At 60.0% G+C, this 25,677-nt stretch carries 25 protein-coding genes; 14 read left to right on the top strand and 11 right to left on the bottom strand.

The window, feature by feature from the left end:
- Position 1 precedes the first annotated feature (1 nt).
- The 7 genes from nagE to ACOYXE_RS17350 all read right to left on the bottom strand — a co-directional run bounded on the left by nagE (position 2) and on the right by ACOYXE_RS17350 (position 8,607).
- Positions 2–1,717, bottom strand: a complete 1,716-nt coding sequence (nagE, locus tag ACOYXE_RS17380; protein ID WP_460926340.1) for an N-acetylglucosamine-specific PTS transporter subunit IIBC — start codon at positions 1,715–1,717, stop codon at positions 2–4.
- A gap of 23 nt (positions 1,718–1,740) precedes the next feature.
- The gene (gene ptsP / locus ACOYXE_RS17375) at positions 1,741–4,254 is read right to left on the bottom strand and encodes a phosphoenolpyruvate--protein phosphotransferase (protein ID WP_460926339.1); all 2,514 of its coding nucleotides are present in this window, start codon (positions 4,252–4,254) and stop codon (positions 1,741–1,743) included.
- Between the two features lie 34 nt (positions 4,255–4,288).
- On the bottom strand, positions 4,289–5,311 hold the full coding sequence (locus ACOYXE_RS17370) for an SIS domain-containing protein (protein ID WP_460926338.1): 1,023 nt from the start codon (positions 5,309–5,311) through the stop codon (positions 4,289–4,291).
- Positions 5,292–6,398 (bottom strand): N-acetylglucosamine-6-phosphate deacetylase, encoded by a 1,107-nt coding sequence (gene nagA / locus ACOYXE_RS17365; protein WP_460926337.1) that lies wholly within the window; start codon positions 6,396–6,398, stop codon positions 5,292–5,294. The genes ACOYXE_RS17370 and nagA overlap by 20 nt, the downstream gene beginning before the upstream one ends.
- Positions 6,399–6,437: 39 nt before the next feature.
- The gene (locus ACOYXE_RS17360) at positions 6,438–7,169 is read right to left on the bottom strand and encodes a GntR family transcriptional regulator (protein ID WP_460926336.1); all 732 of its coding nucleotides are present in this window, start codon (positions 7,167–7,169) and stop codon (positions 6,438–6,440) included.
- Between the two features lie 283 nt (positions 7,170–7,452).
- Positions 7,453–7,968: a L,D-transpeptidase family protein gene (locus tag ACOYXE_RS17355; protein WP_460926335.1), complete on the bottom strand. Its 516-nt coding sequence runs from the start codon at positions 7,966–7,968 to the stop codon at positions 7,453–7,455.
- Between the two features lie 87 nt (positions 7,969–8,055).
- Positions 8,056–8,607 (bottom strand): NUDIX hydrolase, encoded by a 552-nt coding sequence (locus ACOYXE_RS17350; protein WP_095119357.1) that lies wholly within the window; start codon positions 8,605–8,607, stop codon positions 8,056–8,058.
- 148 nt (positions 8,608–8,755) lie between these two features.
- Between ACOYXE_RS17350 and ACOYXE_RS17345 the strand changes: the two genes are divergently transcribed.
- The 5 genes from ACOYXE_RS17345 to purT all read left to right on the top strand — a co-directional run bounded on the left by ACOYXE_RS17345 (position 8,756) and on the right by purT (position 12,109).
- Positions 8,756–9,355: a CoA pyrophosphatase gene (locus ACOYXE_RS17345; protein WP_160056085.1), complete on the top strand. Its 600-nt coding sequence runs from the start codon at positions 8,756–8,758 to the stop codon at positions 9,353–9,355.
- A gap of 47 nt (positions 9,356–9,402) precedes the next feature.
- Positions 9,403–9,927 carry a gamma carbonic anhydrase family protein gene (locus tag ACOYXE_RS17340; protein ID WP_007954617.1) on the top strand — a complete coding sequence of 175 codons (525 nt, stop codon included), beginning with the start codon at positions 9,403–9,405 and terminating at the stop codon, positions 9,925–9,927.
- Positions 9,924–10,133 (top strand): DUF1289 domain-containing protein, encoded by a 210-nt coding sequence (locus ACOYXE_RS17335; protein WP_007908996.1) that lies wholly within the window; start codon positions 9,924–9,926, stop codon positions 10,131–10,133. Before ACOYXE_RS17340 ends, ACOYXE_RS17335 begins: the two co-directional genes overlap by 4 nt.
- 226 nt (positions 10,134–10,359) lie before the next feature.
- The gene (locus tag ACOYXE_RS17330; protein WP_160056087.1) at positions 10,360–10,827 is read left to right on the top strand and encodes a VUT family protein; all 468 of its coding nucleotides are present in this window, start codon (positions 10,360–10,362) and stop codon (positions 10,825–10,827) included.
- Between the two features lie 100 nt (positions 10,828–10,927).
- Positions 10,928–12,109, top strand: coding sequence for a formate-dependent phosphoribosylglycinamide formyltransferase (gene purT, locus ACOYXE_RS17325; RefSeq protein WP_016986367.1), 1,182 nt, complete (start codon positions 10,928–10,930; stop codon positions 12,107–12,109).
- Between the two features lie 99 nt (positions 12,110–12,208).
- Here purT and ACOYXE_RS17320 read toward each other — a convergent pair whose 3' ends face one another.
- The 3 genes from ACOYXE_RS17320 to ACOYXE_RS17310 form a co-directional block, all read right to left on the bottom strand.
- Positions 12,209–13,525: an MFS transporter gene (locus tag ACOYXE_RS17320; RefSeq protein ID WP_405122258.1), complete on the bottom strand. Its 1,317-nt coding sequence runs from the start codon at positions 13,523–13,525 to the stop codon at positions 12,209–12,211.
- A 266-nt stretch (positions 13,526–13,791) separates the two neighbouring features.
- On the bottom strand, positions 13,792–15,033 hold the full coding sequence (locus tag ACOYXE_RS17315) for a transporter associated domain-containing protein (RefSeq protein ID WP_160056091.1): 1,242 nt from the start codon (positions 15,031–15,033) through the stop codon (positions 13,792–13,794).
- Positions 15,034–15,045: 12 nt separating this feature from the next.
- Positions 15,046–15,858 carry a cytochrome C assembly family protein gene (locus ACOYXE_RS17310; protein WP_007908989.1) on the bottom strand — a complete coding sequence of 271 codons (813 nt, stop codon included), beginning with the start codon at positions 15,856–15,858 and terminating at the stop codon, positions 15,046–15,048.
- 210 nt (positions 15,859–16,068) lie between these two features.
- Here ACOYXE_RS17310 and ffh point away from each other — a divergent pair, with 210 nt between their 5' ends.
- The 6 genes from ffh (at position 16,069) to ACOYXE_RS17280 (ending at position 20,255) form a co-directional block, all read left to right on the top strand.
- Positions 16,069–17,445 (top strand): signal recognition particle protein, encoded by a 1,377-nt coding sequence (gene ffh, locus ACOYXE_RS17305; RefSeq protein ID WP_008081630.1) that lies wholly within the window; start codon positions 16,069–16,071, stop codon positions 17,443–17,445.
- 311 nt (positions 17,446–17,756) lie between these two features.
- Positions 17,757–18,008, top strand: a complete 252-nt coding sequence (rpsP, locus tag ACOYXE_RS17300) for a 30S ribosomal protein S16 (protein WP_003185073.1) — start codon at positions 17,757–17,759, stop codon at positions 18,006–18,008.
- Positions 18,009–18,013: 5 nt separating this feature from the next.
- Positions 18,014–18,550: a ribosome maturation factor RimM gene (gene rimM, locus ACOYXE_RS17295; protein ID WP_160056093.1), complete on the top strand. Its 537-nt coding sequence runs from the start codon at positions 18,014–18,016 to the stop codon at positions 18,548–18,550.
- Between the two features lie 44 nt (positions 18,551–18,594).
- Positions 18,595–19,305 (top strand): tRNA (guanosine(37)-N1)-methyltransferase TrmD, encoded by a 711-nt coding sequence (gene trmD, locus ACOYXE_RS17290; protein ID WP_230669539.1) that lies wholly within the window; start codon positions 18,595–18,597, stop codon positions 19,303–19,305.
- A gap of 45 nt (positions 19,306–19,350) precedes the next feature.
- On the top strand, positions 19,351–19,701 hold the full coding sequence (gene rplS / locus ACOYXE_RS17285) for a 50S ribosomal protein L19 (RefSeq protein WP_003175895.1): 351 nt from the start codon (positions 19,351–19,353) through the stop codon (positions 19,699–19,701).
- Between the two features lie 140 nt (positions 19,702–19,841).
- Positions 19,842–20,255 carry an acyl-CoA thioesterase gene (locus ACOYXE_RS17280; RefSeq protein ID WP_160056095.1) on the top strand — a complete coding sequence of 138 codons (414 nt, stop codon included), beginning with the start codon at positions 19,842–19,844 and terminating at the stop codon, positions 20,253–20,255.
- A gap of 117 nt (positions 20,256–20,372) precedes the next feature.
- Here ACOYXE_RS17280 and ACOYXE_RS17275 read toward each other — a convergent pair whose 3' ends face one another.
- Positions 20,373–22,181 carry a cation:proton antiporter gene (locus ACOYXE_RS17275; RefSeq protein ID WP_160056097.1) on the bottom strand — a complete coding sequence of 603 codons (1,809 nt, stop codon included), beginning with the start codon at positions 22,179–22,181 and terminating at the stop codon, positions 20,373–20,375.
- Between the two features lie 108 nt (positions 22,182–22,289).
- Here ACOYXE_RS17275 and xerD point away from each other — a divergent pair, with 108 nt between their 5' ends.
- From xerD to ACOYXE_RS17260, 3 genes are all read left to right on the top strand, one after another.
- Positions 22,290–23,186, top strand: coding sequence for a site-specific tyrosine recombinase XerD (gene xerD, locus ACOYXE_RS17270; protein WP_160056099.1), 897 nt, complete (start codon positions 22,290–22,292; stop codon positions 23,184–23,186).
- A gap of 241 nt (positions 23,187–23,427) precedes the next feature.
- Complete coding sequence (gene dsbC / locus ACOYXE_RS17265; protein WP_007908974.1) at positions 23,428–24,159, top strand: bifunctional protein-disulfide isomerase/oxidoreductase DsbC; 732 nt, start codon at positions 23,428–23,430, stop codon at positions 24,157–24,159.
- A 131-nt stretch (positions 24,160–24,290) separates the two neighbouring features.
- Positions 24,291–25,595 (top strand): homoserine dehydrogenase, encoded by a 1,305-nt coding sequence (locus ACOYXE_RS17260; RefSeq protein ID WP_007908972.1) that lies wholly within the window; start codon positions 24,291–24,293, stop codon positions 25,593–25,595.
- Positions 25,596–25,677: the final 82 nt, after the last annotated feature.

Genomic DNA, 25,677 nt, shown 5'->3' with positions numbered 1-25,677 from the left:
TCTAAACCTTGGCGCTGACCTCGCTGCGATTGACCAACGCTTCAAGCGCTCCACTCAAACTCGCAGCCTTATCCCCCACCAGCAAATGCCAAACCCCACCCTCCAACTGGCTGACACCCTGACAACCCAGCTCTTTCAACTGCGCCTCGGACAACGCCTTGCCATCCGACAACAGCAAGCGAATCCGGCTCATGGCAATGCAATCCAGTTGCAGCACGTTGTCGCCACCGCCCAGTGCGGTCAGCCATTGCTGCGCTTCGGAGCCGGCAATCACAGCAGCTTTCGACTCATCAGCAACAACAGATGTCTCAACCAGAACGGCACGTCCCAGAGAAGGCATCGCCAGACGAATCTCATCCGCAATACTGTCCGCCATCGGCCCGACAACCACCTGCAAACTTCCACCCTTGCCCGGACGCACAACCGCCATCGCCCCCAGCACTTTCAGCTCAGCATCCGACGCCTTGTTGCGATCGACCATCTCCAGTCGCAACCGCGTAGTGCAGGCGCCAACGGTGACCAAATTCTCCGCCCCACCCAATGCCTTGATGTAAGCACTGGCGCGTTCGTTTTCAGTGAGGACCGCTTTCTCAGCAGCAGCCACATCCTCGCGCCCCGGCGTCTTCAGATTGAAGCGACGAATACAGAAATCAAACACCGCGTAATACACCACGGCATACGCCAGCCCGACAGGAATCACTAACCAGCCATTGGTGGATCGGCCCCAACCCAACACCATGTCGATGAACCCGCCGGAGAAGGTGAAACCGAGGTGAATGTTCAACGCATTGGTGATCGCCATCGACAACCCGGTCAGCAGCGCATGCAGCAGATACAACAACGGCGCCAAAAACATGAAGGCAAATTCAATCGGCTCGGTCACCCCAGTCAAAAACGACGTCAAAGCCATCGACAGAAAAATCCCGCCCATCACCTTGCGCCGTTCCGGCAGGGCATTGCGATACATCGCCAGGCAAGCGGCGGGCAGGCCGAAGATCATCATCGGGAACATGCCGGTCATGAACTGGCCGCCCTTCGGATCACCGGCGAAGTAGCGCGACAGGTCGCCCGTCACCAGTGCGCCTGTGGTTGGGTCGGTGAAGTTGCCGAATACAAACCACGCCATGTTGTTGAGGATGTGGTGCAGGCCGGTGACGATCAGCAGGCGGTTGAACACGCCAAACACGAACGCGCCGATGCTGCCGCTTTCCATCATCAAGGCGCCGAAGCTGTTGATGCCATGCTGGATCGGTGGCCAGATATAGCCAAACACCACGCCCAGACCGACCGCTGCGAACCCGGTGACAATCGGCACAAACCGTCGTCCGCCGAAGAACGCCAGATACTCCGGCAGCTTGATGTTCTTGAAGCGGTTGTACAGCGCGCCGGCCATCAGGCCGCTGACGATCCCGGCGAGCATGCCCATGTTGATGCTCGCGTCGAGCACCTTGAGCGTGGAGATCATCACCAGATAACCGATCACCCCGGCGAGGCCGGCGGTGCCGTTGTTGTCCTTGGCGAAACCGACGGCGATGCCGATGGCGAAGATCATCGCCAGGTTGGCGAAGATCACTTGGCCGGCATCGTGAATGATTGCGATGTTCAGCAGGTCGGTGTCACCCAGGCGCAGCAGCAGGCCGGCAATCGGCAGGATCGCGATCGGCAGCATCAGCGCACGGCCGAGGCGTTGCAGGCCTTCGATGAAGAGTTGGTACATGGCGTTTGTCCTTGTTGTTTTTGTTAGCGCAGTGGCCAATGTTGATGACAGGCGTGACGCACCGCAGCCGCACTGCTCAGCTTGAGCAGGTCACGGGCGAGGCGTTGGCATTCGGCTTCATGCAGTTGGCGCACGCGATCCTTGATTTCACCGATCTGCACCGGGCTGACCGACAATTCGGTGACGCCCAGACCGATCAACACCGGTGTGGCCAGCGGATCGGAGGCGAGGGCCCCGCAGACACCGACCCAGCGTTTGTGCACTGCCGCGCCTGCGCAGGTCATGGCGATCAGGCGCAGCAGCGCCGGGTGCAGGGCATCGACGCGGGCGGCCAGACCTGCGTGATCGCGATCCATGGCCAATGTGTATTGCGACAAATCGTTGGTGCCGATCGAGAGGAAGTCGGCATGTTCGGCGAGTTGTTCGGCTTGCAGCGCGGCGGCGGGGACTTCGATCATCACGCCGATTTCCGGGCGTTGGCTGATACCGAGTTCGATGCACAGGGCATCGACGCGCTGGCGAATGTGCAGCAGCTCATCGACTTCGGTGACCATCGGCAACAGGATCCGGCAGCGCTGCAGCGGGCTGACTTGCAGCAGCGCGCGCAATTGCTGATCGAGAACTTCCGGGCGGGCCTGAGCCAGACGAATGCCGCGCAGGCCGAGCACCGGGTTGGCTTCCGCCGGCAGCGGTAGATAGTCGAGGTGCTTGTCGCCGCCGACGTCGATGGTGCGGATGATTACTGACTTGTCGCCCATCGCATCGATCACAGCCTGGTATGCACTGCGCTGCTCTTCGACGTCTGGAGCGGTCTGGCGATCAACGAACAAAAACTCAGTGCGCAGCAAACCAACACCATCGGCACCGTTGGCAAAGGCATCTGCCGCTTCACCGCTGGAGGCGACATTGGCGACGACTTCGATGTGCACGCCATTTCGCGTTTCGGCTGGCAGGTGAGCTTTGGCTTGTTGTGCGTCACGACGTTGCTGGCGATCAATTTGCGCCCGCTGAACTTCAGCCAAGCGCTCAACGTTTGGCTTCAGTTCCAGACGACCACCGTCGGCATCGAGCACCACCAATTGCCCTTGCGGTTGATCCAGCAGCGCCGAACCCAGCGCCACCATGCACGGCAAACCTTTGCCGCGAGCGAGAATCGCTACGTGTGAAGTTGCGCCACCCTCGGCCATGCACAACCCGGCGACACCTTGGGCGCTGAGTTGCAGCAGATCCGACGGCGTCAGTTCATGCGCCGCGACGATGGCGCCGGCCGGCACATCGTAATTCCACGCTTCGCCGAGCAACGCACGTAGCACGCGTTGCTTGAGGTCGCGCAGATCGTTGGCGCGTTCGGCCAGCAGCGCGCTGCCGGTGTGCTGCAGCATTTCGCACTGCACGTCGATCGACTGACTCCAGGCGTGAGTTGCCGCACAACCTTGTTCTATGGATCGCTGTGCAGCGTCGAGCAGCGCCGGGTCTTCGAGCAGTGCCAGATGCGCGGCGAAGATCGCTTCTTCGTCGGCACTCTTGTGTTTTTTCGCTTGAGCGAGAGTGCCGTCGATTTCGTTGCGCACTTGTGTCAGCGCGGCTTCAAAAATCTGCTGCTGTTGCAGCGGGTCATGATTGCCCGGATCCGCCGGCAAGCTGATCGTGTTCAAACGGAACAGTGGCCCGCCAACTAAACCTGGCGCGGCGCAGACACCGTGCAAAACACCTGCCTCGGCCGGGCGTTTAATAGCGGCAACATCGACCGGTGCCGCCGCGTGATGATCATCCGGCAACGCGGTGGCCAGCGCCGTGAGCAACGCTTGCAACGCCGCTTCGGCATCCGGGCCCTGACAGCTGACTTGCACTTCATCCTGCTCGCCAACCGCCAGGCCCATCAAACCGATCAGGCTGTTGCACGGCGCCGATTTACCGGCGAAGTGCAGTTGCGACTGACTTTTGAAACGTTGCGCAGTCTGCCGAATCAGTGCAGCCGGGCGCGCATGCAGACCACCGCGATGAGCCACCAACACATGACCCTGAACCTCAGGCCCGCCGACCTCTTCAACTTTCGCCGCCGATCCATTGCGCGCAACAATGTGCAGCAACGGCTCACCGACTTTTACCGCTTTGAGCGTGATCGGCCGTACCTGAAAATCCTGGCTGTTGGTCAGGATCAACAAGCTGACGAGGCTTTTGCATTGCTGGCCGACCTTGTCCAGGTCATAGCGCAACAACGGCTGGCCCTTACTGACGCGGGTGCCATCCTTGACCAGCATCGAGAAGCCTTCGCCGTTCAACTCAACGGTGTCGAGCCCCAGGTGCAGGAGGATTTCCGCGCCGTTGTCGGCCCGCAAAGTGAGCGCGTGGCCGGTGCGCGCGACGTGAATGATCACCCCGGCGCACGGCGAGTACAGGGTGTCGTTGATCGGGTCGATGGCAATGCCGTCGCCCATCGCGCCGCTGGCGAACACCGCGTCCGGGACTTTGGCGAGCGTGAGCACCGGGCCGCTGAGCGGGGCGCTGAGGGTCAGCTCTTTATTGTTGTTGTGCATGGCTCGGTCTCATCAGGTGTGCAGTCATTCGGACTTAGTGCGTGCGGGTCACTTTGCTCAGGTGGCGCGGCTGATCCGGGTCCATGCCACGGGCCACGGCCAGACCGGCAGCCATCACATAGAAACTCTGAATTGCCAGAATCGGATCGAGGGCCGGGTGCTCGGCGCGGGTCAGCGTCAGATCGCGTTCGCTCACGTCGTCCGGCGCGGCCAGCAAGACGCGGGCGCCGCGTTGACGCATCTCCGCCGCAAGACTCAGCAGGCCAGCCTGCTCGGCGCCGCGTGGCGCGAAGACCAGCAACGGATAGTGTTCGTCGATCAGCGCCATCGGGCCGTGACGCACTTCGGCGCTGCTGAACGCTTCGGCCTGAATCGCCGAGGTTTCCTTGAATTTCAGCGCCGCCTCCTGAGCAATGGCGAAACCGGCGCCACGGCCGATGACCATCAGCCGCTCGCAATCGCGCAGCGTTTCGATGGCCACGCTCCAGTCCTGTTTCGCCGCTTCGCGCAGGCCTTCAGGCAGGTCGTTACCGGCCTCGAGCAATTCGCTGTCCTCTTTCCAGTGCGCGATCAAACGGGCGCTGGCGCTGAGGGTGGCGATAAAGCTTTTGGTCGCGGCGACGCTGCTTTCAGTGCCGGCGAGTAGCGGCACGCTGAATTCGCACGCGGCTTCCAGTGGTGAATCGGCGGCGTTGACCATCGACACGCTCAGCGCGCCACGCTTGCGCAACAGGCGCAAGCTGTTGACCAGATCCGGGCTCTGCCCCGATTGCGAAAACGCGAACGCGACCTGACCGCTGACCTTCAACGGCGCCTGTTGCATGGTCACCACCGACATCGGCAACGACGCCACCGGCACACCCAGTTGCTGCATGGTCAGGTAGGCGAAGTAGCTCGCCGCGTGGTCGGAGCTGCCGCGCGCAACGGTCATCGCCACTTGCGGTGGCTGACGGCGCAGGCGCCCGGCGATCTCGATCATTGGCGCGTCGAGCTGTTGCAGTTGGGCTTGCACGGCCTCGAACGAGGACAGCGCCTCCTCAAGCATTTTTGAAGTCAATGTCTTCTCCTTCGACCATGACGGCGGTCAGTGTGAGTGAGCGATCCAGCCGCACGCAGTCGGCCCAGGCGCCTGGTGCAAGGCGCCCGCGTTCGGTGATGCCGAGGTAGTCGGCGGGGAATTGCGACAGGCGCTGCGAGGCTTCGGCGATCGGCAACCCGATCTTCACCAGATTGCGCAGGGCCTGATCCATGGTCAGCGTGCTGCCGGCCAAGGTGCCGTCGGGCAGCCGCACGCCGCCCAGGCATTTGGTCACGGTGTGGCTGCCAAGCTTGTATTCACCGTCGGGCATGCCGGCGGCCGCGGTCGAATCGGTGACGCAATACAGGCACGGGATCGAGCGCAGGGCCACGCGGATGGCGCCGGGGTGCACGTGCAGCAAATCCGGAATCAGCTCGGCGAATTTGGCGTGAGCCAGCGCAGCGCCGACGATGCCCGGCTCGCGGTGATGCAGCGGGCTCATGGCGTTGTAAAGGTGAGTGAAACTGGTCGCGCCGGCATCCAGTGCGGCGACGCCTTCCTCGTAACTGCCGAGGGTGTGGCCGATCTGCATGCGCACGCCACGGCTGCTCAGCTCACGAATCAAACCGTCGTGGCCGGCGATTTCCGGGGCAATCGTGATCACCCGAATCGGCGCCAATGCCAGATACTCTTCGACTTCGGCCATCAACGCGTTGTGGGCGAAGTTCGGTTGCGCGCCGAGTTTTCCCGGATTGATGTACGGACCTTCGAGGTGTACGCCGAGGACCCGCGCGGCACCTTTCGGACGCTGTTCGCAGAACTCTCCTACTTCCTTCAGGACGCTGGCGATCTCGGTGCTCGGCGCGGTCATGGTGGTGGCCAGCAGCGAGGTGGTGCCGAAACGCACGTGGGTTCTGGTGATGGTTTCGAAAGCGCTGGCGCCTTCCATGATGTCTTTGCCACCACCGCCGTGAACGTGCAGGTCGATGAAGCCCGGCAGCAGATACGGCAGGTCATTGCTCGCCGGATCGCAGGGCACGCCTTCGATCGACACGACTTTGCCGTGTTCGTGGATCAGCCGGCCGCGAATCCAGCCGCTGGCGGTGAGGATGTTGTCTTCGGACATTTCGGTTCTCGCTTTGGGCCGTTTTAGCGGCGCAGCTCTTTATCTACGAAGCTCTGCAACAAAGTCGTAGTAGTCGTTGCGGCAATAGGTGTCGGTGACTTCGATCGGCGTGTTGTCTTCGAGGTAGCCGACCCGGGTCATCAGCAACATGGCGGTGCCGGGGGCGATGCCGACCAGCGCGGCGAACTCGTCCGAGGCGTTGATTGCCTGAATGTGTTGCAGGGCGCGGACGATCGGTTTGCCGATGCCGTCGAGGTACTCGTAGAGCGAATCGCCGACCCGTTGCGGCCTGGGCATGATCGAGGCGGGCAGGGTGCTCATCTCGATGGCCATGACCGTGTCATCGGCTTTGCGCAGACGCTTCATGCGCGCGACCTTGTCGTTCGGCGACAGGCTGAGGCGGATCAGTTCTTCGTGAGTCGGCAGGGTGATTTCACGTTCCAGCCAGTGTGAGCTGGGTACGAAGCCCTTGAGACGAAGCATTTCGCTGAAGCCCGAAAGGCGCGACAGCGGTTGTTCGAGGCGTGGGGTAATGAAGGTGCCGGAGCCTTGCAAGCGGCGGATCAGGCCTTGATCGAGGAGGACTTCCAGCGCCTTGCGCGCAGTCACTCGGGAGATGCCCAGTTGCTCGCTGAGGTTGCGTTCCGAGGGCATCGCCTGCTCGGACTTCCACTGCCCGGCATGAATCGCAGCTTCCAGATTGCGCGCCAGCTGCAGGTACAGCGGCGTCGGCTGGGAGTCGTCCGGGCGTAGGGTATGGAGGTCGTTCATGTAGGGCATTTCCGTCGCGAGTATAGGATTGTTGTGGCTCGCTTGTGGGGCGGAAATTAATACCACTTGAATACCATGTCAACGTAGGCAATGGGCAGTTAATCCAATGAAATGGCGGGTTTTAGAGGGGGTGGTTTGAAGTGGTATTAAAGGTGGGCTGTAAAAAGCAAAAGATCGCAGCCTGCGGCAGCTCCTACAGTTGAGAGTGGTATCACCCTTGTAGGCGCTGCCGCAGGCTGCGATCTTTTGATTTATTTTTTTGCGGGTGACCAATGGTCAGGGATTAAGGGCGGATTTCGACCATCGTGCCGTCCGGCACCAGGCTCCACACTTCGCGCATATCGACGTTGCGCATGGCGACGCAGCCGTCAGTCCAGTCCAGGGTATGGAACAGGTCTTCCGGGGTTTCTTCCGAATCCGGCGTGCCGTGGATCATGATCATCCCGCCGGGTTCGACGCCTTCACGCCGGGCGCGGGCCGAGTCGCTGATGTTCGGGTAGGAAATGTGCATCGACAGATTGAATTTGTCGCTGGTCTTGCGCCAGTCGATCCAATAGAAACCTTCCGGCGTACGCTTGTCGCCTTCAATCAGTTTCGGACCTTTCTTCGCACCTTTGCCCAAGGAAATGCGATAGGTTTTCAGTGGCTTGCCGTCGGCGATCAACTGCAGTTGATGCGCCGATTTGAGCACCAGGACTTTCTCGATGAGCGGGGTATTCGCACGCGTCACGGTGGTCACGAATGACGCTTGGGAGACGGTAACGAACGACAGGCAGAACAGGGCAAGCAACCAGCGCATTGAAACGATTCCCCAGGAATGACGCAGATACATGATTTATAGGTGTTGTGCAGACGTGCTCGGGTTATCGGCTGGCCGGCGACGAAATCAAGTAATGGCAGGCTGAGCAAGCGGCGGAATCGATTCCGAACGAACCGGATACACCTCAACACGCCGATCAGCAAAGAAGCATTCTAAGGTACGCCCCACCGTGCGGAAAGCCAGCTCGTCCCACGGGATGTCGGCTTCGTCAAATAGTTGTACTTCGAGGCTCTCGGGGCCGGCGGCAAAGTCCAGATCGACCAGCTCGGCACGAAAGAATACATGCACCTGACTGATGTGCGGTACGTCGATCAGCGTATAGATGCTCAGGTTGCGCACCCGGGCGCAGGCTTCTTCGGCAGTCTCGCGCACGGCGGCCTGCTCGATGGTCTCGCCGTTTTCCATGAAACCGGCGGGCAACGTCCAGTAACCGAGGCGCGGTTCGATGGCGCGACGGCAGAGCAACACTTTGGTGCCCCAGGTCGGCACGCAGCCGGCGACAATATTGGGGTTCTGATAGTGAATGGTCTGACAGCTGTCACAGACAAATCGCAGCCGCGAATCGCCTTCGGGAATGCGCTGGGTGACCGGGTTACCGCAGTGGCTGCAAAATTTCATGCTGGGCTTCCTGAATGCTGCGCCTATCTTGGCGTGCAGCGGTGCCGGTCGGCAAGTTGTCGTTTCGCGACACGACGGGTTTCGGGGGGCTTGGGCGCTCGCAATGATTGGTGCATGATGCAGGGTAAGGCACTGATCGAGAACACTCATGCTGGACGAGCTACTGCATAGGGTTAGCAACCACACACCGCGCACGCTGGAGACTGATACACGTTTCCCCGAGGCCGCCGTTCTGGTGCCGATTACTCGCAGTGACGAGCCGGAACTGCTGCTGACCTTGCGCGCCAGCGGGCTCTCGACCCACGGCGGCGAAGTCGCCTTCCCTGGTGGTCGCCGCGATCCGGAAGATCCGGATCTGATCTTTACCGCGCTGCGAGAGGCCGAGGAAGAAATCGGTCTGCCGCCCGGACTGGTCGAAGTCATCGGCCCGCTCAGCCCGCTGATTTCCCTGCACGGCATCAAGGTCACGCCTTATGTCGGCGTTATTCCCGACTTTGTTGAATACCGCGCCAACGACGCCGAAATCGCTGCCGTTTTCAGCGTGCCGCTGGAATTCTTCCGTAAAGACCCTCGTGAACACACGCACCGCATCGACTATCAGGGCCGCAGTTGGTACGTGCCGAGCTATCGCTACGGCGATTTCAAGATCTGGGGCCTGACGGCGATCATGATCGTCGAGTTGATCAATCTGCTCTATGACGCCAAGATCAGCCTGCACCAACCGCCGAAAAGCTTTATCAACACCTGAAGCCGTCGTTCGAACGGCCACTCACCGTGAGCCCTGAGGAAAACAAGATGAAATACCGCTTGGGCGACGCCCGTGTCGAGACCCATCCACAGAGCTGGGTCGCCCCCAATGCCGTGCTGGTGGGCAAGGTCAAACTGGAAGAGGGCGCCAACGTCTGGTTCAACGCCGTGCTGCGCGGCGACAACGAACTGATCCTGATCGGCAAGAACAGCAACGTCCAGGACGGCACCGTGATGCACACCGACATGGGCTATCCGCTGACCATCGGCACCGGCGTGACCATCGGCCACAATGCGATGCTGCATGGCTGCACCGTCGGCGATTACAGCCTGATCGGCATTAACGCGGTGATTCTCAACGGCGCGAAGATCGGCAAGAACTGCATCATCGGCGCCAATTCGCTGATTGGTGAAGGCAAGGAAATTCCCGATGGTTCGCTGGTGATGGGCTCGCCGGGCAAGGTCGTGCGAGAGCTGACCGAGCCGCAGAAGAAGATGCTTGAGGCCAGCGCCGCCCACTATGTGCATAACTCGCAGCGTTATGCCCGCGATCTGGTTGAGCAGGAAGAATGAACACGCCAGAAAGACCGGTCGCCTCGCCGTGCGTGAATATTTGTGCGCTGGATGAGGCTGACATCTGTACCGGCTGTCAGCGTACGGTCGAGGAAATCACCCGCTGGGGCCGGATGACCAATGACGAGCGCCGCGTGGTGTTGGGGTTGTGTCATGAGCGGGCGAAGGCGAGTGGGTTGGTGTGGATGATCCCTTCGAAGTCGTGATCGGCTTGGGACGGCCCTCACCCTAGCCCTCTCCCAGGGGGAGAGGGGACTGACCGAGGTGTCTTACGCTATACGCCGACTTGGCATACCGAGTCGGACTCAGGATTTGAAAAGCCCCCGATCTGCTCCCTTTCCCCCTCGCCCCTTGGGGAGAGGGCTGGGGTGAGGGGGTAGCTCTTGATTTGCCGGTCAAGTAACCTGTGCGCCAATCTGCCAGGTCGCCTCCATGATTTTCCTCATCGCCTACATCAGCAGCGTCGTGCTGATCAACTTCGCCTTTTCCACCGCGCCGCACCTGGACATCATCTGGTCGGCCTGGGGTGGTCTGGTGTTCGTGCTGCGCGACATGGTGCAAACTCGCTTCGGTCACGGCGCGATCGTGGCGATGCTGGCGGCGCTGGTACTGTCTTACGTCACCTCCGATCCTTCCATTGCCCTTGCCAGCGCCACAGCGTTCGCGGTCTCCGAGTGCATCGACTGGCTGGTATTCAGCATCACCAAGCGCCCATTGCGCGACCGCTTGTGGATCAGTTCGGCGCTGAGCATTCCCATCGATACGTTCATCTTCTTCGGTATGATCGACCTGCTGACGCCGCCGGTGATCATTACTGCTCTGCTGTCGAAATTCGCCGGTGTCACCGCCGTCTGGCTGATCATGGCCTGGCGTGAGCGCAAACAGGCCGTCGCCGGCTGAAGCCAAAGCCTCAGGTTCATGTAAAATGCCGCGCTTTCTCCCCATGGAAAGCGCGTCAGGCGTTGCTTTCCTCGATGATCCGCTTCTTTGAGGACCTGAGATGACCCGTATCGGAACTCCATTGTCGCCGACCGCGACCCGCGTATTGCTGTGTGGCTGTGGTGAGTTGGGCAAGGAAGTGGTGATCGAGCTGCAACGCCTGGGCGTTGAAGTGATCGCCGTTGACCGTTACGCCAACGCGCCGGCCATGCAAGTTGCCCATCGCAGCCACGTGATCAACATGCTCGACGGCGCCGCTTTGCGCGCGGTGATCGAAGCCGAGAAGCCGCACTTCATCGTGCCGGAAATCGAAGCCATCGCCACCGCCACCCTGGTTGAGCTGGAAGCCGAAGGCTTCACCGTGATCCCGACCGCGCGCGCTGCGCAACTGACCATGAACCGCGAAGGCATCCGTCGTCTGGCCGCTGAAGAGCTGGACCTGCCGACCTCGCCTTACCACTTTGCCGACACCTTCGAGGACTACAGCAAAGCCGTCGAAGACCTGGGTTTCCCATGCGTCGTCAAACCGGTGATGAGCTCGTCGGGCAAAGGCCAGAGTCTGCTGCGCAGCGTCGATGACGTGCAGAAGGCCTGGGATTACGCGCAGGAGGGCGGTCGCGCCGGCAAAGGTCGGGTAATCATCGAAGGCTTTATCGATTTCGACTACGAAATCACCCTGCTGACCGTGCGCCACATCGGCGGCACTACGTTCTGCGCACCGGTCGGTCACCGTCAGGAGAAGGGCGACTATCAGGAGTCGTGGCAGCCACAAGCCATGAGCCCGATTGCCCTGGCTGAATCCGAGCGTGTTGCCAAAGCGGTAACCGAGGCACTGGGCGGCCGTGGTCTGTTCGGCGTGGAGCTGTTCATCAAAGGTGATCAGGTATGGTTCAGCGAAGTGTCGCCGCGTCCGCACGACACCGGTCTGGTGACGCTGATTTCCCAGGATCTGTCGCAGTTCGCTTTGCACGCCCGCGCGATTCTGGGTCTGCCAGTGCCGTTGATTCGTCAGTTCGGGCCATCGGCTTCGGCGGTGATTCTGGTGGAAGGGCAATCGACCCAGACCGCATTCGCCAACCTCGGCGCTGCGTTGAGCGAGCCGGACACGGCGTTGCGTCTGTTTGGTAAGCCAGAGGTGAATGGTCAGCGTCGCATGGGCGTGGCGCTGGCGCGGGATGAGTCGATCGAGGCTGCTCGTGCCAAGGCGACCCGCGCTGCTCAGGCTGTTGTCGTAGAACTGTAAAGTTGCGACATTCGCGAGCAGGCTCGCTCCCACAGGTTTCTGTGTATGTCACAGACCTAATGTGGGAGCGAGCCTGCTCGCGAAGCTTTTGATCTTCTGTCAGGCAACCCGATTCAGATCGTTATCCCTCGTCTCTTTCAGACACAGCACCGCAATCAAGCTCAGCACCGCCGCCCCCGACACATACCCGCCGACATAACTCAGACCACCCATCGCCACCAGTTTCTGCGCAAAGAACGGCGCCGCCGAGGCCCCGACAATGCCGCCCAGGTTATACGCCGCCGAAGCGCCGGTATAACGCACATGGGTCGGAAACAGCTCAGGCAACAGTGCCCCCATCGGCGCAAACGTCACGCCCATCAAGAACAGCTCGATGCACAGAAACAGTGCCACGCCCCAGGTCGAGCCCTGAGTCAGCAGCGGCTCCATCAGAAATCCGGACAGAATTGCCAGCACGCCACCGATGATCAGCACCGGTTTGCGCCCGTAACGGTCGCTGGCCCACGCGGACAGTGGCGTAGCGGCGGCCATGAACAGCACGGCGAAACACAGCAACCCAAGGAACGTTTCACGGCTATAGCCGAGTGTGGAAACCCCGTAACTCAGGGAGAACACCGTCGAGATATAGAACAGCGCATAGCACACCACCATCGCTGCCGCGCCCAGCAACGTTGGTGCCCAATACTGGCTGAACAGCTCGACCAGCGGGATTTTTACCCGCTCCTGACGGGCGATGGCGTTGGCGAAAACTGGCGTTTCGTGGAGTTTCAGGCGCACATAGAGGCCGACCATCACCAGGACCGCGCTGAGCAGGAACGGAATGCGCCAGCCCCAACTACGGAATTGCTCGTCATCGAGGGTCATGGCCAAGGTCAGGAACAAACCGTTGGCCGCGAGAAAACCAATCGAAGGTCCAAGCTGCGGGAACATGCCGAACCACGCGCGTTTGCCCTTTGGCGCATTTTCCGTGGCGAGGAGGGCAGCGCCACCCCATTCACCGCCCAATCCCAGCCCCTGCCCGAAGCGCAGCACGCACAGCAGAATCGGTGCCCACGCACCAATCGTGGCGTAACCCGGCAGCACGCCGATCAGCGTCGTACACACGCCCATCAACAGCAAGGATGCGACCAGTGTCGATTTGCGCCCGATACGGTCACCAAAATGGCCGAACAACGCCGAGCCCAGCGGTCGGGCGAGGAAGGCAATGCCAAAGGTCAGAAACGCCGAAAGCATCTGTGCGGTGCCGGAGGTCTGCGGAAAGAACACCGGACCGATCACCAGCGCAGCAGCCGTGGCGTAAACATAGAAGTCGTAGAACTCGATCGCGGTGCCGATAAAACTCGCCGTGGCCACGCGGGTAGCGGAGTTGGTCGGTTGGGCAGGCGCGGTGTCGCTGAAAGCGGTACTGGTCGTCATGCGGTGATCCCTGACAGTCATGAGCTCCATTGGAGCGAATTATTATGGTCGAACACCCAGGGATGTGGGATGAGGCGCGGTCGCTGTTTCAGGTAGAAACAGTCGCCGGAGTACAGCGGAAATGGCCGAAACCTGTTGGGTGCGGGGTAAGCACGAGGCTCGGCGGCGCTTGGGTAAGCGCCTCGATTATAGGAAGGGGGCTAACAATCAAACAAGAGCAAAGATCGCAGGGTAGGAGCTGCCGAAGGCTGCGATCTTTTGATCTTTTACCTGGCAGGCACCAAAGCAGGCACAGAAGAGGTATGCCAAATCAGCACTTTGCTAACCCGGTTCTCTTCAGTCTCAAGAATCTCCAGGCGATAACGCCCGATCTTCAAGCAAACCGCACTTTCCGGAATAGTCTCCAACGCCTCGGTCACCAGACCATTCAGCGTTTTCGGACCATCGCTCGGCAAATGCCAGCCCAGGCACTTGTTCAACTCGCGGATCGAAGCGGCACCGTCAATCACCATGCGGCCATCAGACTGCGGATGAATGTGCGGATTATCGATGCTGTGCTCGCTTTCGAACTCGCCGACAATTTCTTCGAGAATATCCTCCAGCGTGACGACACCGAGGACTTCGCCGTATTCGTCGACCACCATGCCGAGGCGCCGCTGCTGCTTGTGGAAATTCAGCAGTTGCAGTTGCAGCGGTGTGCTTTCCGGCACGAAGTAAGGCTCGTAACTGGCCGCTAGCAGCGCCTCGCGGGTCAGATCGCCATTGTTCAGCAAATGTCGGATCTGCCGGGTGTTGAGCACTGCTTCAACTTGGTTGATATCGCTGTGGAACACCGGCAGGCGGGTGCGCTTGTTGTGGCGCAGCTGTTCGATGATCTCGTCGATCGAATCGTCGAGGTTGATACCGTCGACGTCACTGCGCGGCACCAGAATGTCATTGACCGTAATGTTGTCCAGCGCATGAATCCCCGAAACCGGGTGTGCGTGAACCGGGTGCTCCGGATCGTCGTAACGGTCAGCAGGTGAGTCATCCTCACTTTGCTGTACGACTTGAGCCTTGCGCACAAACGGCCGCATCAGCAGGCCACTGATGCGGCTGAACAACCAGGCAAACGGATAAACAATCTTCAGCGGCACCGCCAGCAAGGTATTGCCGAACGCCAGCACCGCATCGGGATAGCGTTGGGCGACGGTACGTGGAAAGTAATCGGCAAACACCAGCAGGATTGCGCCAGCACCGAGGCACGCTGCCCACGGGCCGTTTTCTTCGCAGAGAAAAATCGCCAGCAGCGTCGCAATCACCATGGCGAGCGCACGGCACAAGGTGTTACAGAGAATCAGGCTGTCGAGCGGGAAGCTCAGCTTCGCCAGCGGTTTATCGCTGGCGCGCGAGGCGGTGCGTTGCGCGAGCAGGTGCTGCTGCGCGATTTCGACGGCGGTAAACAGCCCTGACCATAAAATCAGCAGGACAAATACCGCGAGCATCGGCCCTATGGGCAAACCGTCCATTTATGCCGCCCGTCAGATGTGCAGGATGTATTCACGAACCAGTTTGCTGCCGAAATACGCCAACATCAGCAGGCAGAAACCGGCGAGGGTCCAGCGAATCGCCTTGTGACCGCGCCAGCCGAGACGGTTGCGGCCCCACAACAACACGCTGAAGACGATCCAGGCCAGGCACGCCAGCAGGGTCTTGTGCACCAGATGCTGGGCGAACAGGTTCTCGACGAACAGCCAGCCGGAAATCAGCGACAGCGACAGCAGCGTCCAGCCGGCCCACAGGAAACCGAACAACAGGCTTTCCATGGTTTGCAGTGGCGGGAAGTTCTTGATCAGCCCGGACGGGTGCTTGTGCTTGAGTTGGTGGTCTTGCACCAGCAGCAACAAGGCCTGGAACACCGCAATGGTGAACATGCCGTAGGCGAGGATCGACAACAGAATATGCGCGAGGATGCCTGGCTCTTCATCGATGATCTGCACCGTGCCGGTCGGCGCGAACTGCGCCAGCAGCACGGTAATTGCGCCCAGCGGGAACAGCAGCACCAGCAGGTTTTCCACCGGAATACGCGAGCAGGCGATCAACGTCAGGGCGATCACCGCCGCCGCGATCAGGCTGGAGGCGCTGAAGAAGTCCAGGCCCAGACCGATTGGTGTCAGCAAGTGGGTGAGCAGGCTGGCGGCGTGGGCCACCACGGCGAAAGCGCCGAGGCTAACCAGCAGGCGTTTGTTCGCCTTGGCGCCAGTGGCCAGACGAGTGCTCTGATAAAGGGTCGCAGCGGCATACAGAAGGGCGGCGGCGAGGGTGGTCAATAAACTGGGTGACAAGGGGAGCATAAATCCTGTTAGGCAGGCCCGAAAGGGGCTGAGTTTGGCATAGAACCGCCATGGCACGAAAGACTCAGGAAGCTGACAGCGAGGTGTCCGCCAGCCGCAGTCTTCGCTATAATCCGCGACCTGCCCACGCCGCAGGCTCGCCGAGCACATGTTGATTCCGGTCTGGGCCGCCATTATCCCGGTCTACACAGGGCCTGAAAGGATCGCGCAATGTTTGAAAACTTAACCGACCGTCTCTCGCAGACGCTGCGCCATGTCACCGGCAAGGCGAAGCTGACCGAGGACAACATCAAAGACACCCTGCGTGAAGTGCGCATGGCGTTGCTCGAAGCCGACGTCGCCCTGCCGGTGGTCAAGGACTTCGTCAATTCGGTCAAGGAACGCGCTGTCGGCACCGAGGTGTCGCGCAGTCTGACGCCGGGCCAGGCGTTCGTGAAGATCGTCCAGGCCGAACTCGAAAGCCTGATGGGCGCGGCCAACGAAGATTTGAACCTGAGCGCCGTGCCGCCCGCCGTCATTCTGATGGCCGGTCTGCAGGGCGCCGGTAAAACCACTACCGCTGGTAAACTGGCGCGCTTCCTTAAAGAGCGCAAGAAGAAGTCGGTCATGGTCGTGTCGGCGGACGTTTACCGTCCTGCTGCTATTAAACAGCTGGAAACCCTGGCCAACGACATCGGCGTGACGTTCTTCCCGTCCGACCTGAGCCAGAAGCCGGTCGACATCGCCACCGCAGCTATTAAAGAAGCCAAACTGAAATTCATCGACGTAGTCATCGTCGACACCGCCGGTCGTCTGCACATCGACGAAGAGATGATGGGCGAGATCAAGGCGCTGCACGCCGCGATCAACCCGGTCGAGACTCTGTTCGTGGTCGACGCCATGACCGGTCAGGATGCCGCTAACACGGCCAAGGCCTTCGGTGATGCGCTGCCGCTGACCGGTGTGATCCTGACCAAGGTCGACGGCGACGCCCGTGGCGGTGCCGCCCTGTCGGTGCGCGCCATCACCGGCAAGCCGATCAAGTTCATCGGTATGGGCGAGAAGAGCGAAGCGCTCGATCCGTTCCACCCTGAGCGTATCGCCTCGCGGATTCTCGGCATGGGCGACGTGCTCAGCCTGATCGAACAGGCTGAAGCGACCCTCGACAAAGACAAGGCCGACAAGCTGGCCAAGAAGCTGAAGAAGGGTAAGGGCTTCGACCTCGAAGACTTCCGCGATCAGCTGCAACAGATGAAGAACATGGGCGGCCTCGGCGGCCTCATGGACAAACTGCCGAGTATCGGCGGCGTCAACCTGTCGCAAATGGGCAATGCCCAGAACGCCGCAGAGAAGCAATTCAAGCAGATGGAAGCCATCATCAACTCCATGACCCCGGCCGAGCGCCGCGACCCTGAGCTGATCAGCGGTTCGCGCAAACGCCGTATCGCCATGGGTTCCGGTACTCAGGTGCAGGACATCGGCCGCTTGATCAAGCAGCACAAGCAGATGCAGAAGATGATGAAGAAATTCACCGCCAAGGGCGGAATGGCGAAAATGATGCGCGGCATGGGCGGAATGTTGCCCGGCGGCGGCATGCCAAAGATGTGAGGTGCCCCGTCCCACCCATTCTGCTCACCAAAAGTGAGCGAGATGGGTGAGACAGGACACTAAGACTTCGCCGGTCGTCGCACCGGCGCAGACCCTGCAAGGACGCAGGATCAACAGCAAACCCGCACTCGGCGGGAGCTGACTGGCCGTTTTCATCGACGGCTCTATATGCAGATCTGCACGGCATGCCATAGGCGCCGGAAAAAGTCATTTGCAAAAGTCCGGATATTCCTTAGAATATGCGGCCTTTCGGGCACCCATGCCCGCTGTGCATTTAGATTTGCAGCACCGACTACAGGAACGATGTTCACATGCTAACAATCCGTCTTGCCCTTGGCGGCTCCAAAAAGCGCCCGTTTTATCACCTGACCGTAACCGACTCGCGTAACCCGCGTGACGGCTCCCACAAAGAACAGGTTGGTTTCTTCAACCCTGTTGCACGTGGTCAGGAAATCCGTCTGTCCGTGAACCAAGAGCGCGTAGCCTACTGGCTGAGCGTTGGTGCACAGCCTTCTGAGCGTGTTGCTCAGTTGCTGAAGGAATCTGCAAAGGCTGCGGCCTGAGCAATATGAACGCGACGCCTGCTGTTGCCGATGATTTGATCGTTATTGGCAAAATTTATTCTGTTCATGGCGTTCGCGGCGAAGTGAAGGTTTATTCCTTTACTGATCCGACTGAAAACCTGTTGCAGTACAAAACCTGGACGCTCAAGCGCGAAGGCAATGTCAAACAGGTCGAGCTGGTCAGTGGACGCGGGAGCGATAAGTTCCTGGTCGCCAAGCTCAAGGGTCTTGATGATCGTGAAGAAGCTCGTCTTCTGGCCGGTTATGAGATCTGCGTGCCGCGCAACCTGTTCCCTGAATTGACCGACGGCGAGTACTACTGGTACCAGCTGGAAGGTCTGAAGGTCATCGATCAACTGGGGCAATTGCTCGGGAAAGTCGATCATCTTCTGGAAACCGGCGCCAATGATGTAATGGTCGTCAAGCCTTGCGCTGGCAGCCTGGATGATCGCGAACGCTTGTTGCCCTATACGGCGCAATGTGTGTTGGCAGTCGATCTGGCCGCGGGCGAGATGAAGGTGGATTGGGACGCGGACTTCTAAGCGTGGCTAACTTGCGCGTAGAAGTGATCAGTTTGTTTCCCGAGATGTTTTCCGCCATCGGCGACTACGGCATCACCAGTCGAGCGGTCAAACAGGGGCTCTTGCAGCTGACCTGTTGGAACCCGCGGGATTACACGACGGATCGGCATCACACTGTGGACGATCGCCCGTTTGGCGGTGGTCCGGGCATGGTGATGAAGATCAAGCCCCTGGAAGATGCTCTGGTTCAGGCCAAGGCAGCAGCCGGGGAGGCGGCGAAGGTGATTTACCTGTCCCCCCAAGGCCGTCAACTGACTCAGTCGGCGGTACGCGAGTTGGCACAATCGGATGCATTGATCCTGATTGCCGGCCGCTATGAAGGCATTGACGAGCGTTTTATTGAAGCTCATGTCGATGAAGAGTGGTCGATTGGCGACTATGTACTGTCTGGCGGCGAGCTGCCGGCGATGGTCCTGATCGATGCGGTTACACGACTGCTGCCTGGAGCTTTAGGGCATGCGGATTCCGCCGAGGAAGATTCCTTTACGGATGGTCTGCTGGATTGCCCGCACTACACCCGACCTGAGGTGTATGCGGATCAGCGTGTTCCCGACGTGTTGCTGAGTGGCAATCACGCGCATATCCGGCGTTGGCGTTTACAGCAGTCCCTTGGTAGGACCTTTGAACGACGCGCCGATCTTCTGGAAAGCCGCTCGCTTTCTGGAGAAGAGAAGAAGCTGCTCGAGGAATACATCCGCGAGCGGGACGATAGTTAACAACGTATCGATGGTAGATCGAACGATTTACCTTAGGAGCACAGCATGACCAACAAAATCATCCTTGCACTCGAAGCAGAGCAGATGACCAAAGAAATCCCTACCTTCGCCCCAGGCGACACCATTGTCGTTCAGGTGAAAGTGAAGGAAGGCGATCGTTCCCGTCTGCAAGCGTTCGAAGGCGTTGTAATCGCCAAGCGTAACCGCGGCGTGAACAGTGCGTTCACCGTTCGTAAAATCTCCAACGGTGTTGGCGTAGAACGTACTTTCCAGACCTACTCCCCGCAGATCGACAGCATGGCTGTTAAACGTCGCGGTGACGTACGTAAAGCCAAGCTGTACTACCTGCGCGACCTGTCGGGTAAAGCAGCTCGCATCAAGGAAAAACTGGCTTAAGTCCAGCTTCCGATGCAGAAAAAAGCAGCCTACGGGCTGCTTTTTTGTTGTCCGAAATTCCTCCCCTGTAAGAGCTGCCGAAGGCTGCGATCTTTTGATCTTGCTTTTACCGGCGGACAAACACACGAGCAGTAACCGCCATGAAGCCCCGCGACCAGGAAATCCAACGCCGCACCGAACTCTCGGTGACCCGCGTGACCAAAGCCGTCTTCCCGCCGACCACAAACCACCACAACACTCTGTTCGGCGGCACCGCGCTGGCATGGATGGACGAAGTGTCGTTCATCACCGCCACACGCTTCTGCCGCTTGCCACTGGTGACCGTGTCCACCGACCGCATTGACTTCAATCACGCGATCCCGGCGGGGTCCATCGTCGAATTGGTCGGGAAGGTGATCAAGGTCGGCAATACCAGCCTCAAGGTCGAGGTGGAAGTGTTTGTCGAGAGCATGAGCTGTGATGGCCGCGAGAAGGCGATTCATGGGCAGTTCAGCTTTGTCGCCATCGACGACGACAAGCGGCCAGTGCCGGTGCTGCCAGGTTTTGCGGCCTGATCTGATATCGAGTCGCGCCATTCGCGAGCAAGCTCGCTCCCACAGTGATCGGGTGAACACAACTTTTGTGTCCGGCACAGAACCTGTGGGAGCGAGCCTGCTCGCGAAGGCGTCAGTTCAGGCGATGGAAGTCTCCGGCTGAATCAGCGCCAGAAGCGTCCATCCCGCCCCAGGCCTCACCGTAGTCTCCGGCGTCACCACATGCACCCAGCCACTGTCATCGCGCATGAACAGCAAGGTCGCACGATTACCATGCAGCGCGCGGTAATCCTCCCAACCAAAACCATCCGTCAGCGTCGTGCTGTACAACTCGGCACCCTGGCCCATCTGGCTGGCCAGTTTCGCGTAGGTAAACGCCTCGCTGCCCAATTGATTACCCCGGTGTTCCAGACTCGCCCGATGTTTATCGCTGCGCCGACTCTCATGCCCACTGGCCAACCCGAACAAACGTTGATGCCCGAAGTCATGACGGAAACGCATCGCCGCTAACGTATTCAGCTCACCCGACGGTGACAGCGCCAGCAAATGCCCCAACCCGACCAAATCCAGATGCGCATCGGCATGCTGTGAAGCCGGGTTGCCGAAGTACGTCGGCAGACCTTCCATGCGCGCCGCACGAATGTTTTCCCAGCTCGAATCAGTCAGCAACACGCGACTGCCCAATTGCTGCAACGACTTGCCCAACTCGCGAGCCGGGCCGTTGGCGCCGACGATCAGGAAGCCGCTAGGCGCCGGTTCGGCCACCTTAAGCAAGCGCGCCAACGGACGCGCCGTCGCACTCTGCAGCACCACCGTGCCGATGATCACCGCGAACGTCAGCGGCACCAGCAGCAGCGCCCCTTCATGCCCGGCCTCGTGCAGACGAATCGCAAAAATCGCCGACACCGCGGCTGCGACGATCCCGCGTGGCGCGATCCAGCACAGCAGAGCGCGCTCACGCCAGCTCAGGCTCGAACCAGCGGTGCTGAGCAGTACGTTCAGCGGCCGAGCGATCAACTGAATCACCAGCAGCAGAATCAACACCAGCGGCCCCAGCCCGATCAGCGCGTACAAATCCAGACGCGCCGCCAGCAAAATGAACAACCCGGAAATCAGCAGCACGCTGAGGTTTTCCTTGAAATGCAGGATGTGCCGCACATCCACGCCCTTCATGTTGGCCAGCCACATGCCCATCAGCGTCACGGCCAGCAGGCCGGATTCATGCATTACTTCGTTGGAGGCAATGAAAATCCCCAGCACCGCCGCCAGCGAAGCGAGGTTATGCAGATACTCCGGCAGCCACTGCCGGCGGATCACTGTGCCGAGCAACCAGCCGCCGACAATCCCGAACACTGCGCCACAGACAATCACGCCGCCAAAAGTGAACAGGCTCTGCTTGAGGCCATGGCCTTCAGCGCTGGCAATAATGAAACTGTAAACCACCACGGCGAGGAGGGCGCCGATCGGGTCGATGACAATGCCTTCCCAGCGCAGAATGTTGGCAATCGAGGCTTTCGGTCGTACCACCCGCAACATCGGCACGATCACCGTCGGGCCGGTGACCAGAGTCAGGCTGCCGAACAGGATGGCCAGCATCCAGTCGAAGCCGAGCAGAAAGTGCGTAGCCACCGCGATAACGATCCAGGTCGAAATCGCACCAAGGGTCACCAGACGATGGACGACGCTGCCGATCTCCTTCCACTCAGAGAGGTGCAGAGTCAGGCTGCCCTCGAACAGAATCAACGCCACCGCCAGTGACACCAGCGGCATCAACAGTGGGCCGAACATTTCCTGCGGATCGAGCCAGCCCAACACCGGGCCGACCAGAATACCGGTCAGCAACAGGAACAGAATCGCTGGCAGCTTCAGGCGCCAGGCCAGCCATTGGCAACCCAGCGCCGCCGCACCAATCCCGCCAAATGCCAGTAGAATTTGCTGCTCGTTCATTGATGCTCCCTGTTCCTTGAAATAGCGGGCTATGAAAGACTAGCGCCCATTCCTACAGTTCACTCTACATTTGCGCACAGTCCCTGAGGCTGTGTGTCTTGAGCGCCCATGCCTGCCATCGACCATCCGCTGATTGACCAATTCCTCGACGCTTTATGGCTGGAGAAGGGCCTGTCCGAGAACACCCGTGGCGCCTATCGCAGCGATCTGGCGCTGTTCAATGGCTGGCTGCAGGAGAAAAATCTCGAGCTGATCAATGCAGGCCGCGAGCTGATCCTTGATCATCTGGCCTGGCGTCTGGAGCAGAACTACAAACCGCGTTCCACGGCGAGATTTCTCTCCGGTGTGCGTGGCTTTTATCGCTATCTGTTGCGGGAAAAGATGATCAGCGTCGACCCGACGTTGCGCGTCGATATGCCCCAACTCGGTAGGCCGTTGCCTAAGTCCCTGTCGGAAGCTGACGTCGAGGCGCTGCTTAAAGCGCCGGATCTGAGCGAAGCCATCGGCCAGCGTGACCGCGCCATGCTTGAAGTTCTGTACGCCTGTGGCCTGCGCGTGACCGAACTGGTCAGTCTGACGCTGGAACAGGTCAACCTGCGTCAGGGTGTGTTGCGGGTGATGGGCAAGGGCAGCAAGGAGCGGCTGGTGCCAATGGGCGAGGAAGCGATAGTCTGGATTGAGCGCTACATGCGCGATGGTCGCCGCGAACTGCTCGGCGGCCGGCCCAGCGATGTGTTGTTCCCCAGCCAGCGCGGTGAGCAGATGACTCGCCAGACCTTCTGGCACCGGATCAAGCATCAGGCCAAGGTCGCGGGGATTGGCAAGTCGCTGTCGCCGCACACTTTGCGTCACGCGTTTGCCACGCACCTGCTCAACCACGGCGCGGATTTACGCGTGGTGCAGATGCTGCTCGGGCACAGCGACCTCTCCACCACGCAGATCTACACCCACGTTGCCCGCGCCCGCTTGCAGGACCTGCACGCCAAACACCACCCGAGAGGTTAACTCCATACCTCCCCCTGTAGGAGCTGCCGAAGGCTGCGATCTTTTGATCTTAAAAACAAAATCAAAAGATCGCAGCCTTCGGCAGCTCCTACATAAAGCGGTGTGATCTATGGCGACAGGCGCATTCGGCCACCGTGGCCTTATGTGTTAGGCTTTGCCGGTTTGCACGATGGACGGTTATGACCCGGTGTTCCGGCACGGGCGTTCTGATCGTTCCATTTGTCCGCCTTCAGGAGTTCTCATGCGTCTGACCCAGATTTTCGCCGCCGCAGCCATTGCGTTGGTCAGCACCTTTGCCGTCGCCGATGACGCGGCCGACAAAGCCATTCGTCAAAGCCTGGAAAAACTCGAACTCGAGGTTCCGGTCGAAAGCATCAGCGCCAGTCCGTTGCCGGGCATGTACGAAGTCAAACTCAAGGGCAGCCGCGTGCTCTACGCCAGCGCCGACGGCCAATACATCGTTCAGGGCTACCTGTTCCAGCTCAAGGACGGCAAACCGGTCAACCTGACCGAGAAGACCGAACGCCTGGGCATCTCCAAACTGATCAACGCCATTCCGGTTGCCGAAACCGTGGTGTACCCGGCCGTGGGCGAAACCAAATCGCACATTACCGTGTTCACCGACACCACTTGCCCTTACTGCCACAAGCTGCACGCCGAAGTGCCTGAGCTGAACAAGCGCGGCATCGAAGTGCGCTATGTCGCTTTCCCGCGCCAGGGTCTGAACTCGCCGGGTGATGAGCAACTGCAAGCCGTTTGGTGCTCGAAAGACAAGAAAGCCGCCATGGACAAAATGGTCGATGGCAAGGAAATCAAGGCCGCCAAATGCGATAACCCGGTTTCCAAACAGTTCGCCCTCGGTCAGTCGATCGGCGTGAACGGTACACCGGCCATCGTTTTGGCTGACGGACAAGTGATTCCGGGCTACCAGCCTGCGCCACAAGTCGCCAAACTGGCGCTGGGCGCGAAGTAAATTCGCATCGTCACGGTCAGCCGTGACGATCATGGCCCGGCAGCGACATCGCCGGGCCATCAATAGAGAGCCGCGAGCACGCGGTTGTTTTCCGGCCGACCCCGCGTCGGCCGTTTTATGGGGAGTTCACAGTGAATCCGGTCAAAGTAGGCATCTGTGGGTTAGGGACCGTCGGTGGCGGTACCTTCAACGTACTTCAGCGCAACGCCGAGGAAATTGCTCGTCGTGCCGGGCGTGGGATCGAAGTGGCACAAATTGCCATGCGCACGCCAAAGCCTCAGTTCCAGACGACCGGTATTGCGATTACCAACGATGTCTTCGAAGTGGCCACAAACCCTGAGATCGACATCGTTATAGAGCTGATGGGCGGCTACACCGTTGCCCGCGAGCTGGTACTCAAGGCCATCGAGAATGGCAAGCATGTGGTCACCGCGAACAAGGCTCTGATTGCCGTTCACGGTAATGAAATTTTCGCCAAGGCTCGCGAGAAAGGCGTGATCGTCGCATTCGAAGCGGCCGTGGCCGGTGGCATTCCGGTGATCAAGGCGATCCGTGAAGGCCTGTCCGCCAACCGCATCAACTGGGTCGCCGGGATCATCAACGGCACCGGTAACTTCATCCTTACCGAAATGCGCGAGAAGGGCCGTACCTTCGAAGACGTGTTGGCCGAAGCTCAGGCACTGGGTTACGCCGAAGCCGATCCGACCTTCGACGTTGAAGGCATCGACGCCGCGCACAAGCTGACGATTCTGGCCTCCATCGCCTTCGGCATTCCACTGCAATTCGACAAGGCTTACACCGAAGGCATCACCAAGCTGACCACCGCTGACGTCAACTACGCCGAAGCGCTGGGCTATCGCATCAAGCACCTCGGTGTGGCGCGCAGCACTGCCGCCGGCATCGAGTTGCGCGTGCACCCGACGTTGATCCCGGCTGATCGCCTGATCGCCAACGTCAACGGCGTGATGAACGCGGTAATGGTCAACGGTGACGCTGCCGGCTCGACGCTGTTCTACGGCGCTGGCGCTGGCATGGAGCCAACTGCTTCGTCGGTGATCGCCGATCTGGTCGACGTGGTTCGCGCCATGACTTCCGATCCGGAAAACCGCGTGCCGCACCTGGCCTTCCAGCCAGACTCGCTGTCGGCCCATCCGATCCTGCCGATCGAAGCCTGCGAAAGCGCTTATTACCTGCGCATTCAGGCCAAGGACCATCCGGGCGTACTCGCTCAGGTGGCGAGCATCCTCTCGGAGCGCGGCATCAACATCGAGTCGATCATGCAGAAGGAAGTCGAGGAACACGACGGTCTGGTGCCGATGATCCTGCTGACCCACCGTGTCGTGGAACAGCGCATCAACGATGCCATCGCCGCCCTCGAAGCGCTGGCCGGCGTGAATGGTCCGGTTGTACGGATCCGCGTCGAACACTTGAATTAACAGCAGCGGCAAGTTTCCAGCTTCAAGCTGCAAGTAAAAGCAGAGCCGCTTTTCACTTGTAGCTTGCAGCTTGCAGCTTGTA

Source organism: Pseudomonas sp. MC6, assembly GCF_054790575.1.
The sequence above is the reverse complement of the archived record's forward strand: the minus strand, read 5'-3'. Positions and strand labels throughout refer to the sequence as shown.